Origin of the sequence: Clostridium tertium (assembly GCF_017873245.1) — a bacterium.
Taxonomy (GTDB): Bacteria; Bacillota; Clostridia; order Clostridiales; family Clostridiaceae; genus Clostridium; species Clostridium tertium.
In genome coordinates this window covers 84,767-98,330 of record NZ_JAGGJY010000015.1, presented here as the reverse complement: position 1 = coordinate 98,330, position 13,564 = coordinate 84,767, and the positions used below count along the sequence as shown (strand labels likewise).

Here is a 13,564-nt window from a genome sequence, read left to right as displayed (position 1 = left end):
CAGTAGCTCAGTTGGTTAGAGTGCCGGCCTGTCACGCCGGAGGTCGAGGGTTCGAGCCCCTTCTGAGTCGCCACTTTAAAGTGCGATAAAAATTAACATGCGCTGGCATGGCTCAACGGTAGAGCAGCTGACTTGTAATCAGCAGGTTGTAGGTTCGATTCCTATTGCCAGCTCCAGAAGACTTTAGAATTATCTAGAGTCTTTTTTGTTTTTTTGTAAGGCTATAACGTTTCGTGAGCCTCTTTTAGACCATTGATTTTACTTGATTAAGGATGTTTTTAAGATTAAATAGAAGTTTTATTTATTATTTATATATGCTCAAAAAGGGAAGTTCGAATTCGAACTTCCCTTTTTATAGGCTAATATCAAAATTTATTTTGATACATCCCTCTTTTTATTTTTTCTTTAAATTTAATTGGATCCTTATATCTTCAGAATAAAACTTATATAACTTAAAATTTCCTAGGAGTCTAGAAGAAATTCTTTCAGAATAATTCTTACTTATATCAGGTAAAGATAAGTTTGTAGAAATTAGCATCTTTTTCTTTTTTAATAATTTCTTATTGAGAAAATTAAAGAATTCTGTTGCAGAGAATTCAGTAAGTTGTTCTGCACCTAAATCATCTATTATTAATAGATCACAGTTTATTAAAAGGTCTTCTAAATTATAATTATTTTCGAATCTTATTTCTCTTAAATTTTTAATAAGTTCATCTATACTTCTATAAACAACTAAATAACCTTTATCAAGTAGCTCTTTTGCTACACAGCAACTTAGGAAAGTCTTTCCGGTTCCTGAATCACCATAAAACAACATGTTGTCATTATTTTTAGAGAAGTTTGGTATAAAGTCTCCATTTATATATTCAAGAATATTTTCAATATTTTTTCTAGGAGTGTACTTATCATCGCTTATTTTATAATTAGAAAATAAGGATAAATCAAAGTTATTAAAATTATTTAGTCTTAGTGAATCTTGTAAATCAGAGTCCTTATAGTAAAGGTTAACTAATTTATTTTTATAGCAAATACACTTTGTACTGCCGATATATCCTTGATCTTTACATTTAGGGCATCTATGATGAAGTGTTAAATATTCTTGATCATATCCATTACCAACTAAAGCTTCATACTTTTTAAATCTAAGATCAACTATTTCTTCTTTTAGATTTTTGAGCTCTAATTCATTTAAACCCTTTAAAATTGACATAGCTAAATTAAGGGATTTTTTCTGAATTAAATTATCTAATTCTAATATATCTGGATGTTTTTGCTTTATTTCATTACGTCTTTTTTCTAAGTTTTTTTCCTCTTCAAGTCGTATATTTTCATATATTAATGTTAGTTCTTTTTCATATCCTTTAATCATCATTATCCCATCCTAATAATTTCTTTTCTAAATCGTCATAATCATAGTCACGGCCTTTAAAGTTATTGAATCTTAATTTAGGCTTTTCATATGAATTTGACTTTTGATTGTTAAAATTCTTTTTAGAAGATGAATTTTTATAAGAAACTTCTTTTTCTTCAATTTCTTTTAATGTTCTTAAGTTATCTTTATTCCAACTGGATAATATTCCATCTATATACTTAAAATCAGCCCTGTTTAACCTTTGGAAGCAAATATCGCATGCTTTCTTTATTATTTCTAATGAAAAGTTATAATTTGTAGTCCATTTTTCTAACATATCTTCTTGAGGTTTCATTATATCAGTATTTCTAATTCCTAAGAATTTTAAGATTTCTCTATAGGTACCCCATTTATCCTCTGTTTTTCTTATATAATTTTGAGCATCATCAATTGTTTTTATGCTCATTTCATGCCAAGCCAAGGCAACCTTTTCTATATATCTATGATTTGTTTTTCCCTTAGAAGCACAGTACTCTATAAGTAGTAGTATAAGCTCTGAAGAAAAATTAAAGTCCCTTTTCCAGCTTATATAAGTTGTGAACTCGCTAGGGGATAGTGGTCTGCCTAATAATTTTTCTATATCTTTTAGCATACCATTGTTAGATTCATCTGAAAGCTCAGCTAATATATTAATTTCGTTCTTATCAACAGTGTTTTCAGATGAAAGATCTATAAATTCTATATCAAAGTTTCCCATTTTATCTATTGGAACTAGTTTAATTACTCCTTCTTCATTCCAGTAGTTAAGGGCATTTATTATATCAGACTCTAATAAATTTAATGATGTAGCTAAAATTGATGCATTAACACCAATTTCGCCTGTAAAATTATATTTAAGCATAAGAAGATATACTTTAATAAATTCCCCTCTAGCTTTAGGCATATATTTTTCAATAAATGCATTACTGACAGGAGTAAATTTTAAAGGCTTTGATTTAAGCATAAAAGTGCTCATATTTACATCCACCTTTCTAAGATTAATTGTATAATAAGTTAATTATAGCAAAGTGCTGAAGTAGGCTCAACTAAACTACGGAATATATAAAAAGAATATTATTTCTAAATATGGGAAAACTAATAGATGTGTTGCTTAACATTATTAATCTGAAAGGAGATTTTATGGATATCAAAGGAGACACGAGAATAATAACTAGATATGTTGTATTACTGGTATTTAGTATTATTCTAGTTATAAATATTAATTCTATTAAAGTTAGTGCAAATACAAATGGGGCATTAAATAATATTGACTTAAATAGTTCAAGATATTCTCTATCTGATAACGTATTTGAAAATTTATTTGTTGCATTAACAGGTAAGATAGATGGGTATGAAGTTAAATTAGACAATAAAGTAATAGGATATACTTCAATGGAAGATAATATAGCTAGCATAAAAGATTTAATTCTGAAGAAAGTTATAGATGAAATGAATATCAATGAGGATTCAATATTATCATTTGAAATAGGTGGTAATATAGACTTACAAGAAAGTAGATTTGATGTAGGTTTATTACAGACAAATGATGAGCTAGCTAATTATATATATAAATTATCACACGAAGCGTCGAGTAAGATTAAGCTAAATGTGAAATATACTAGCGAGGAAAATATAAAGATTCAGCCTAATATAATAATAATACCAAGTGATTCAATGTACTTAGGAGAAAGTAAGGTTGAATATGGAGAGATTGGATTAAAGAAACAAGTTAAAGAAGTCACTTATGAAAATAACAAACTAATAAAAACTAAAGTTGTTAGTGAAGAAGTAATAAAGGAACAAGTTAGTAAAAAGATATATAGAGGAACAAAAAATCCCTATGACTATGGAGTTGCTTTTTTAAGTAGTCCAACTAGGGGGGGATACATGACCTCTGGATATGGAGAGAGATGGAACTCTTTTCATAAGGGAATAGATATTGCAGGTAATACAGGGGATGATGCATTAGTTGCAATGGATGGAGAGGTTATTTATGCACAATACAATGATGGCGGTTATGGAAATTTAATAATAGTTAAGCATGAAGATAATATGGTTACATATTATGGTCATTTAAGTGACTTTTATGTTAAGGTAGGAGATAAGGTTAAAAAGGGAGATATAATAGGGGCGATTGGAAGTACTGGATTTAGTACTGGACCTCATTTACATTTTGAACTTAGAGTAGATAATGAACCGGTAGATCCTACTAATTATATTGTACAATAGTTTAATATAAAAAATTATAAAATGAAAGGTGCTTAAATTAGTACCTTTCATTTTAATATAGAGTTTATATTTATTTTTCCGTCACCTTGGCAATTCTTTGGCATATCAAGTGGTTCACATGAGACTTTTAAAAGTGAAGTTACATCTTTTGGAGTTAAATTTTCATTGTTTTCATAAATTAAAGCACAAACACCAGTTACATAAGCGGCAGCTAAGGAAGTACCACTAAATGTTTTATATGAGCTATCAAGTTTTGATGGATAAAGCTTAGTACCATCTTTTTCAGAAATGTAATTAGTGTTAGAGTTTAAAGAAACTATATCAACACATGCTGCACATAAATTAGGTTTTAAATCTTTCTTTAATGATCCTATAGATGAATAAGTATAAGGCTTTACCTTGGACGTAGAGTCATATCCTGAAACTGTTATACAGTTAGGACATAAAGCAATTCCTGTAATCGACCCATCTAAATTTTTATTGCTACCACTTGGAACTATACAAGTTATGTTTTTACTATTTACTAACGAAACCATTATATCAAAACATTTTTGCAGAAATACATTATAATGTAGAAGCTCAAATGGCAAACATAACAGTTTAATATTATGTTTTTCAGACTCTTCGAAAATCATTTCCATAGAGTGAAGTATATCAGATATATAACCCTTACCACTCTTATCAAATGCTTTATAGCAATATATATTACATCCAGGAGCGACTCCGCGATACATACCATTTGATTTTTCACCATTTCCTGCAATTATTCCAGCGGTACAAGTACCGTGGCCATTATCATCATATGGATATTTTAGTCCATTTATCAAGTCAACAAACATAGATATCCTATTATATGGAGTAACTAAATCAGGATGAGGATAAACTCCAGTATCTATGATTGCAACACCTATACCATGACCAGTACTTTTAGTTTTGCTAGATAGTCTTACTTTATTTGCAGTACTAACGCTCATGCCACATAAAAATAAATATTCATCAAAGCAAATATATTCAACTTCAGGATATTCTAATAATCTTTGAATACCTCTAGTATTTAGTCTAGCGGATATTATATTGCAATGCTTTATATTGCTAATAACTTCCCCTTTATAAGATATAATCTTCTTTATAAGGTTATCCTGAAATCTTTTATATTTAATAAGTATCCTATAATTATTATAGGGCTTTGCTAACATACAACTCTTTAAATTTGTATCTAACTTTTTATTAGAAGAAAACATACTATGCTCCTAAAATTGATTACAATATATAGTATATTAAAAGTATCAATTTTGTTAATGTTATAATTTATTATATAAAAAAAGGAGAAGTATTAACTTCTCCATTTAAATATAACTATTCCTAATATCATTATAGCTATTCCAATAAACTCTTTAAGATGGAATGATATTTTTTCGGCTCCAAATAAGCCAAATGCATCTACAACTCCAGCAGAAGCTAACTGTGCAACTAGTATTACAGCAATTCCTAATGTTGCTCCCATTGCACCAATACTTCTCATAACAGTAAAAATAATTATTACACCAAGGACACCACCGAGTAAATAGAGTTTATTTACTTCCTTCACTGCTTTAAAGCTTCCTTTTCCAAAGAACATTACAATAATTAATGTTAAAGCTAATGCAGTGGCTTGAACTATGACGTTTGTTTCCCAGGTTCCAACCTTCTCTTCTAATTTAGTATTGAATACGCCTTGCAGTGTCATAGATATTCCTGATATTATTGCATATATAATTGCTAGCATATTAAATCACCTCAGGAGTAGTATTCCACTTAAAGAAGAGAAATATGAAAAAAACTCCCTATTAATTATAGAAAGTTTTTAATTATATATTAAATAAATGATTCTTTAATTTTAGATTCTGAATAACCTAAAGTAATTCCTAAGCTAATAAAATCTTCAACAAGTGTTATATAATGATCTTCAGAAGGTGATATTATTAAATCATTTAAATCTATAAATAGATTTAAGAATTGATCGCTTAAACAATAATCATTTGGTTTAATAAGGATTTCTTCGATATGATCGTAATGTCTGTCTAAACCAAGATTAATTATATGAGAAAAGCAATCTAAATATCTTTCAAATAATATTGACTTATCCATTGGTTCATCTTCTGATATCCAATATTTATAACATTTAGTTTCATCAGCTAGATAGCTTAATTTTGTATGTAATTCTAGATGTTTTCTAGCCCAGATTTTATAGTCGCTTAAGTTATTATCAATAATGATTTTTTTATTTTTTTCTTTTTGCGATTCAAAAAAAGATATAATATTCATAAATATCCTCCTGCTTTTAAGGATTTACTATAATATATTTTACAAAAATATTTTATAAATGAAAAGTGTGGTAAACGAATACAAAAAAATAAATTTTTTATATATTAAGAAAATAAAAAAAGTGCTTAGAATAATTAAGCACTTTTTGATATTTAATATTTATAAATAAAGATTCTTTTTTAAAGGATAACTCTTTATTAATGTTTCTTTTTTGTTAGTGGAGAATTTCCATAACTCTATTCTATCAACTTTAAGAGTTTCACAATTAGATTTAAAGTTAACTTCACCATCAAATTTTTTCATATCCTTTGGAAGGTAATTAAGATTAGCTAAAGATATATGCATTGATGGTTCGTTATTACAATTCTGTGTATTAAATCCATGTAGTTTTAATGTATCACTCATTAATCTTGTAAGTCTCTTTATATACCCTACATCTTCTATCTTCATATTTAAAGTTTTGTTTGTTTCTGAAACTGAAACTTCAGTAGATAGCTGAACCTTAAAATTTTTATAAGGTTTAACTATTTTATCTACAACAACATCCAATTTATCTATATTAGGATTTTCTATTATCTCTAATGGAATATAAGGAGTTGGAGAATTCCTATTAGCTCTAAATTTTTTAGATAGATTTCTTTGTATAGGATTTAAGTTTTTATAAGATTGTTCATCAAATAATGCCACTAAATAATATTTCATAGCTTTAGCCTCTCATATCAAATTAGTCTATATTTTCATTTTATTTTATGTATTTTAAATGAATACAAACTTTGTTATAAATTATAACATATTAAAATAAATTAAAAAAGATAATATAAAGAAAAGTTGAAATATTATAAAGGTTAGGGAAAATGCTAATTGGAATAAAAAACTCTATTTCCTAAAATTATTTTTATGTTATAATGAGTATTGTAAGTTTTTTAAGAATGTAAATTAATAATGTAATTTAAGTAAATAAGTTCAATAATGGATAATAATTGAAATAATAGGAAAGATTAATATATATAAATTATGATAAGGGTGAAATGGATGGAAAAATTAGTTATAAATGGAGGCAAAGTCTTAAAAGGATCAGTTGATATAAATGGTGCTAAAAATTCAGCTGTAGCCATACTGCCAGCAGCTATAATGGCTAGTGAAGGAAAGTGCATAATTGATAATGTACCTGATATAGAAGATGTACATTGTTTGGAAAGAATATTAACTAGTCTTGGTTGCTCAGTAAATAAGTTAGATAATAACACTTTAGAAATAGATGCTACTGATGTTAGAAGTGTAGAAGCATGCACTGATGATGTAAGAAGAATGAGAGCATCATATTACTTTATTGGAGCATTACTATCAAGGTTTAAGAAGGCTAGAGTAGAACTTCCTGGGGGATGCCCTATAGGAGTTAGACCAATAGACCAACATATAAAAGGATTTGAGGCATTAGGAGCAAAGGTTACTATAGAGCATGGTGCAGTAATTGTTGAGGCTGAGAACCTTCATGGAGCAAACATATTTTTTGATGTTGTTACAGTTGGAGCAACTATAAACGTTATGATAGCAGCGACTTTAGCAGAAGGAACAACTGTGCTTGAAAATGTTGCAAAGGAACCACATGTAGTAGATGTTGCAAATTTCTTAAACTCTATGGGAGCAGATATAAAGGGTGCTGGAACGGATGTAATTAGAGTAAAAGGTGTCGAAAAATTATCAGGATGTAATTATAGCGTTATACCAGATCAAATTGAAGCTGGTACATTTATGATAGCAGCAGCAGCAACTAAGGGTGATGTAACTATAAAGAATGTTATACCAAAGCACTTAGAATCAATTGCAGCAAAGCTTATAGAAATGGGAGCTATAGTTGAAGAAGGCGATGATAGCGTTAGAGTATACGTTGAAGGAGACCTAAAAGGAGTTAATGTAAAGACTGCTCCATATCCAGGATTTCCAACAGATGTTCAGCAGCCAATGTCAGCTCTATTAAGCATAGTGCCTGGTAAAAGTTTAATATCTGAAAGCATTTGGGAAAGTAGACATAAGCATATAGATGAATTAAAGAAAATGGGTGCAACTATAAAAGTAGAAGAAAGAACAGCAATAATAGAAGGATGTAAAAATCTAGTGGGAGCTAAGGTTATAGCTACTGATTTAAGAGCTGGAGCAGCCATGGTAATAGCAGGATTAGTTGCAGAGGGCGTAACTGAAATATTAGAAATAGAACATATAGATAGAGGATATCCGCATATTGAAAATAAGTTTACTGCATTAGGTGCAGATATAATGAGAGTAGAGGAATAATATCTGCATGGGGGATGGTAAAATGAAGTTTTGCTCATTATATAGTGGGAGCAGTGGCAATAGTATATTTGTTGCTTCAGAACATGCAAAGATATTAATAGATGCGGGTTTACCAGGAAAAAAAATAGATGATGCGTTAAAAAGTATTGGAGAAAATCCAAGTGATATAGATGGGATATTTGTTACTCATGAACACTCAGATCACATAAAAGGAATAGGTGTATTATCCCGTAAATATGATATTCCTATATATAGCAATGCAGATACATGGATGGCTATGGATGGAAGTATAGGTAAAATAAAAGAGCATAATATGAGAATAATGGATAGAAGATCAACACTATCTATAAAGGATTTAGATATAATATCATTTAATATACCTCATGATGCTGTTGCTCCAGTTGGATATACTATGCATCATAATGGCAAAAAAGTTAGTGTTATAACAGACTTTGGAATATATACAGAAGAAATACGAGATAATATAAAAGATTCAGAAGTTATGTTATTAGAAAGTAACCATGATGTAAATATGCTAAAGTTTGGGCCATATCCTTATACTTTAAAAAGAAGAATACTAAGTGAAGTTGGGCATTTATCTAATGAAGATTGTGGCAAAGCAATAGTAGACTTAATTAGATATAAGCCAAATAAAAAAATAATACTAGGGCACTTAAGTGGAACTAATAATCATCCAGATTTAGCTTTAGAAACAGTTAGTTCTGTATTGAAGGAGCATGGTATAGTACCTAAAGAGGATATTGACTTAACTATGGCTAATAGGCATAGCCCAAGTAACATAATAGAAGTTTAGTTATAAGGAAGAGGATGAGTTATTATGAATAGTAAGGAAATATATGCATGTAAAGTTCATATTGATGATGCAATGGATGATTTAATCAACTATGAAGAAACCTTTCCTATTATGGAAAAGGCTAAAGAGATGAAATGTAGTTATTGTAGTGAAAATGCAGAGTACATAATTAAAGTGAATGAGTAAAAAATAATAAATTTAATATAAAACCATTAAAAAGGAGAAGGAACATATGAGTTTATATAAACAATGGACAGATATGGTAGTTGAATATGTTAAAACAAAGGGAGAACAAGCCTTTTGGAATGAGTATATGGAAATTGAAAAGGCTATATACAGAGATATATTATCAAAGCATAAGGAAAATTATACTTTTACAATTAATGATTTAGCTAATAAGCATAATACAACTCCAGAATTTATTATGGGATTCGTTGACGGAATAAACGATAGTTTAAAGAATGATCTTGATTTAGAAGCTTTAACAGATACTGATGAAATAGCATTAGATGTAGATTTAGAGAAATTATATTACAATATGTTAGATGCTAAAGCAGAATATCTATACACTTTACCACAATGGGAAGGAATCTTCTCACCTGAAAAGAGAAAAGAAATTCAAAAGAAATATAGAGAATCTATAATAGTAAGAAATGAAAATAAGATAGGAAGAAACGATCCTTGTACATGTGGAAGTGGAAAGAAATATAAAAAGTGCTGTGGAAAATAATTAAAAATTAAAGAGGCCTATATTTAAATAGGTCTTTTTTTGCTACAAATAAGTATATTTGAATATCTATTTAATAAGTTTATATTAGTTATAAAAAACACTTAATCTATTATGAATAATCTATATTATAAATATTGGGGGCAAATATATGGACAGTAATTTGAAATGGGTTAATGAGCAAAAGATAAATAGAACCATAGAAGCATTAAATAATAATAATATGAACGGATATTTAGTAAATACAAAGGAAGAATTAATAGAAAAAATAAATGAAATTGTTAAAGAAGGATCAGTAGTGTCTTGTGGTGGATCTATGTCTCTTTTTGAATATGGAGTTATTGATTATTTAAGAAGTGGAAGATATGAATTCTTAGATAGGTATAAAGAGGGATTAACTTCAGAAGAGATTACTAGAATCTTTAAAGAAAGCTTTCTAGTAGATGCATACTTTGCAAGTAGTAATGCAGTAACTGAAGATGGTAAGTTATATAATGTTGATGGTAATGGAAATAGAGTTGCAGCAATGTTATATGGACCTGATAAGGTTATTCTTTTAGTTGGAGTAAATAAGATAGTTAAGGATATTGATGAAGCTATTAAAAGAAACAGAGAAATATGTGCACCAGCTAATGCAAAGAGATTAAATAAGAAGACACCATGTGCTAAGGTAGGATATTGCATGGATTGTAAAAGTAACGAAAAAATATGTAGAGAGTTTACTGTTATAGCAAGCCAAGGTAAAAAAGATAGAATGCATGTGATATTTATTAATGAAAATATAGGATATTAGAATAATTAACAATTAGGAATTTACAATGAGATTTAAAAATAAAGATATTTATTTAAGCAGCTTATAAAATATTGATTAACTAAGAATAAATAAGTTGAAAAATTAAGAAGTGAAGGTGTATGTTGAAAAAAGTAAATTTAAATGCCGTCATTTCTTAATTTTTGTGTCAAAAATTCTTGTATTAAATAATTATATTATATAAGAATTTATAAGGCAGGAGATATATATGTTTGAGATGTTCCCTTTTTTAATTAGCAACATGATGGGTGGCATGTTCAATGGAGCTGTGAATAATAGAAATAATAATATGAATAATGGCTTCAATAATAGTTATCAATATAGTAGCTTTAATAGTGGAAGTGATATGGTTGGAATTTTTGGAGGAACATTTAGTAGTGTATTCAATCAAGTTTTTACAACTCTAATAACAAATGAAAATTTAATAAATAATATAGTTGACACAGTTTTAAATAATGACGTTGTAAATTCTGTTTTAGAAAGCATAGATGATGAATTAGATTTAGATTTTATTGACTATGGTGATAGATACCTAATAGAAGGTAAGTTAGTTGGATTTGATAAGAAAGATATAGATATAGATTATGAAGAGGATCATATAAGAATTAAAGTTAAGAGAAATCAAGTTTTTAATAATGAAAATTCAATGATTGCAGTTTTTCAAGAAGGATCTAATCTAGAAAAGAGCTTTTATGTACCAAATATTGAAGCTAATAAAATTCAAGCTGTTTATAATGCAGATGTTCTAAGAGTTTATTTAAAGAAAAGACCAGCTGTAGATAAGGATACGACAATCATAGACGTAGAAAGTTTTTCTGATGCAGATGATATTAGAGAGATAGATACCTATATAGATTTGAAATAATAAAATATATAACATATGAGGAGAAAATGGAATGAATATAACGATAATTTCAGTAGGTAAATTAAAAGAAAAATATCTAAAGCAAGCTATTGATGAATATTCAAAAAGACTAAGTAGATACTGTAAATTAGATATAATAGAACTTCAAGATGAAAAAACTCCAGATAATGCATCTGAGAAAGAAGAGTTACAAATAAAAGATAAAGAAGGAGAACTTATATTATCCAAAATAAAAGATAATATGTTTGTAATTGCAATGGATTTAAAGGGAGAAAATTTAACTTCAGAGCAATTTGCAAACTACATAGAAAGTTGTGGAGTTATGGGTAACTCTAATATTGCTTTTATAATAGGAGGAAGTTTAGGGCTATCACAAAGCGTTATAAAAAGAGCAAATTATAAGCTTTGCTTCTCTAAGATGACGTTTCCTCATCAATTATTTAGGGTTATGTTGTTGGAGCAAATTTATAGAGCATTTAGGATAATGAAGAATGAACCGTACCATAAATAAGTGAGGTTTTTACTGAAATTGTAAATATGATTTTATTAGAGATTAAGAGAGGTTATATTAATATGAATATTAAAATTGAAAAAACAATTGAATTTGAAGAATTATCTCAATCTAATTTAATTGTTGATGCAGTATATAAAAGTGGGAATAATGGTAATATGTCTGATGAAGTATTAAGTAAATTAATGATGTGTGAAAATTCAGGCGGTTTTAGAAAAAGGGGAAGTATAAATCCATTTAATTTAAATTATGTTGTATTATACTCAACTAATAAAAATAAAAATTGGATTAATAACATAGATTGGGATAATAAACGTGTTTATTATTATGGTGATAACTTAAACAATGAGACCAATATGCTTGATACTCCTAAAAAGGGAAATCTTATATTAAAAAATGTATTTAGTTATCTTAATGAAAATAATAGGGATAGAATACCACCATTTTTTATATTCACAAGTGAAAAGGGAAGAGATGTAAAGTTTAGGGGATTACTAGTTCCGGGTGACGATAGATTAGTTGAAAATAACAAATTAGTTGAAGTAGTTAATAAAGTAAATGGAAAAAAAATAAAAAATTACAAAGCTGTTTTTACTATATTAGATATTAAAGAAATAGATAGAAGGTGGATTGAAGACTTAGTAAAAGGTTATAAAAATAGTATATATGCACCATATTTATGGAATGAATGGGTAAAAAATAATAAGCAAAAGTTGAGTTGTGAAATGATTATAAATAAGAATATAGTATTAGATAATAATGATAAAGTAGTTAAGGCTAAATCACATACTAATTTTTATGAACATGAAATAATAACAATACCTGCTTCTGGAACAATAGATTTAATATATAAATATAGAATCCACGCTCACCCAATAAACGGTAATTATCCGTATAAAAAATCATTATACTATACATTTAGAGAAAAATATGGGTGAATGAAAAATATATATACTCTAAAGGGTACAGTAGAAATTTATCCACAAAATATTGATTCTATAAAAATAATAGAAAATGAAGAAATAACACTTAGAATCAAAGGATATATTGAAGAAAGATATAAATTATTTGGTTTTTCTAATGAGGGAAAATATAAGTTTTATATATTAGAAAATCAGATAGAATTACCTAATAAAATAAGAATAGCTAATCAAAATAATCATTCATATATAACTATTTCAGAGGCGTATAGCGGAAATATAGATGTAAAGCGTAGTAATAAAGATAAAATTATAAAAAAAGATGAAATAGATAATAAGATAGAAATAAAAAACATAGATAATTTTATAGAAATAGAAAATGAACAAGATTTTATTGAAGGTCAGAAATTTACAAAGCTAATAGAGAGTAAGAAAAGAAATTCTAGTATTAGACAGATAAAGCTAGATATTGCAAGAAAACAGTTAGGACAAGCTGCTTGTGAAATATGTGGGGAGAATGATGAAGTAGTTTTAGATATACATCATGAAAAAGTTAAGGTAGCAGAAATGGAAGAAAATCATACTACAAAATTATCTGATTTAAAAATTCTTTGTGCTAATTGTCATAGAAGGATTCATGGATATAAATTAACATTTACTGAATTAGTCGAAAAAAATCAATATAAAAAATAAGCTATACT

At 27.9% G+C, this 13,564-nt stretch carries 16 protein-coding genes and 1 tRNA gene; 11 read left to right on the top strand and 6 right to left on the bottom strand.

From position 1 onward, the window contains the following. Positions 1-101: 101 nt before the first annotated feature. Positions 102-176, top strand: a tRNA-Thr gene (locus tag J2Z25_RS15325). A 218-nt stretch (positions 177-394) separates the two neighbouring features. Here the strand turns inward: J2Z25_RS15325 and J2Z25_RS15320 are convergent. Then, a complete protein-coding gene (locus J2Z25_RS15320) occupies positions 395-1,369 on the bottom strand; it encodes an ATP-binding protein (protein WP_209741198.1) in 975 nt (324 codons plus the stop codon). Next, entirely contained in the window at positions 1,362-2,366 is a 1,005-nt protein-coding gene (locus J2Z25_RS15315) for a DnaD domain protein (protein WP_209741195.1), read from the bottom strand. Before J2Z25_RS15315 ends, J2Z25_RS15320 begins: the two co-directional genes overlap by 8 nt. A 164-nt stretch (positions 2,367-2,530) precedes the next feature. Here J2Z25_RS15315 and J2Z25_RS15310 point away from each other — a divergent pair, with 164 nt between their 5' ends. Further along, complete coding sequence (locus J2Z25_RS15310) at positions 2,531-3,619, top strand: peptidoglycan DD-metalloendopeptidase family protein (RefSeq protein ID WP_209741194.1); 1,089 nt, start codon at positions 2,531-2,533, stop codon at positions 3,617-3,619. A 47-nt stretch (positions 3,620-3,666) separates the two neighbouring features. On the opposite strand, the gene J2Z25_RS15305 is transcribed toward J2Z25_RS15310, so the two are convergent. The 4 genes from J2Z25_RS15305 to J2Z25_RS15290 all read right to left on the bottom strand — a co-directional run bounded on the left by J2Z25_RS15305 (position 3,667) and on the right by J2Z25_RS15290 (position 6,625). Then, a complete protein-coding gene (locus J2Z25_RS15305; protein ID WP_008676109.1) occupies positions 3,667-4,860 on the bottom strand; it encodes a S8 family serine peptidase in 1,194 nt (397 codons plus the stop codon). A gap of 92 nt (positions 4,861-4,952) precedes the next feature. Then, positions 4,953-5,384: a DMT family transporter gene (locus J2Z25_RS15300; RefSeq protein WP_209741193.1), complete on the bottom strand. Its 432-nt coding sequence runs from the start codon at positions 5,382-5,384 to the stop codon at positions 4,953-4,955. Between the two features lie 89 nt (positions 5,385-5,473). Continuing rightward, entirely contained in the window at positions 5,474-5,923 is a 450-nt protein-coding gene (locus J2Z25_RS15295) for a dUTP diphosphatase (protein WP_008676107.1), read from the bottom strand. Positions 5,924-6,082: 159 nt separating this feature from the next. Beyond that, positions 6,083-6,625 carry a hypothetical protein gene (locus J2Z25_RS15290; protein WP_209741192.1) on the bottom strand — a complete coding sequence of 181 codons (543 nt, stop codon included), beginning with the start codon at positions 6,623-6,625 and terminating at the stop codon, positions 6,083-6,085. 330 nt (positions 6,626-6,955) lie between these two features. Between J2Z25_RS15290 and J2Z25_RS15285 the strand changes: the two genes are divergently transcribed. The 9 genes from J2Z25_RS15285 to J2Z25_RS15245 all read left to right on the top strand — a co-directional run bounded on the left by J2Z25_RS15285 (position 6,956) and on the right by J2Z25_RS15245 (position 13,556). Then, entirely contained in the window at positions 6,956-8,215 is a 1,260-nt protein-coding gene (locus J2Z25_RS15285; protein WP_008676105.1) for a UDP-N-acetylglucosamine 1-carboxyvinyltransferase, read from the top strand. A gap of 22 nt (positions 8,216-8,237) precedes the next feature. Continuing rightward, positions 8,238-9,029 (top strand): MBL fold metallo-hydrolase, encoded by a 792-nt coding sequence (locus J2Z25_RS15280; protein ID WP_209741191.1) that lies wholly within the window; start codon positions 8,238-8,240, stop codon positions 9,027-9,029. Positions 9,030-9,053: 24 nt separating this feature from the next. Next, a complete protein-coding gene (locus J2Z25_RS15275; RefSeq protein WP_209741190.1) occupies positions 9,054-9,215 on the top strand; it encodes a CxxH/CxxC protein in 162 nt (53 codons plus the stop codon). 46 nt (positions 9,216-9,261) lie between these two features. After that, complete coding sequence (locus J2Z25_RS15270; protein ID WP_209741189.1) at positions 9,262-9,759, top strand: SEC-C metal-binding domain-containing protein; 498 nt, start codon at positions 9,262-9,264, stop codon at positions 9,757-9,759. Positions 9,760-9,907: 148 nt separating this feature from the next. Further along, positions 9,908-10,549: a lactate utilization protein gene (locus tag J2Z25_RS15265; protein WP_209741188.1), complete on the top strand. Its 642-nt coding sequence runs from the start codon at positions 9,908-9,910 to the stop codon at positions 10,547-10,549. A 226-nt stretch (positions 10,550-10,775) separates the two neighbouring features. After that, positions 10,776-11,432 carry an Hsp20/alpha crystallin family protein gene (locus J2Z25_RS15260; RefSeq protein WP_209741187.1) on the top strand — a complete coding sequence of 219 codons (657 nt, stop codon included), beginning with the start codon at positions 10,776-10,778 and terminating at the stop codon, positions 11,430-11,432. Positions 11,433-11,463: 31 nt separating this feature from the next. Beyond that, positions 11,464-11,943, top strand: a complete 480-nt coding sequence (gene rlmH, locus J2Z25_RS15255) for a 23S rRNA (pseudouridine(1915)-N(3))-methyltransferase RlmH (RefSeq protein WP_209741186.1) — start codon at positions 11,464-11,466, stop codon at positions 11,941-11,943. A 62-nt stretch (positions 11,944-12,005) separates the two neighbouring features. Further along, entirely contained in the window at positions 12,006-12,881 is an 876-nt protein-coding gene (locus J2Z25_RS15250; protein ID WP_209741185.1) for a hypothetical protein, read from the top strand. Then, on the top strand, positions 12,882-13,556 hold the full coding sequence (locus tag J2Z25_RS15245; protein WP_209741184.1) for an HNH endonuclease: 675 nt from the start codon (positions 12,882-12,884) through the stop codon (positions 13,554-13,556). It abuts the gene before it with no gap. Positions 13,557-13,564: the final 8 nt, after the last annotated feature.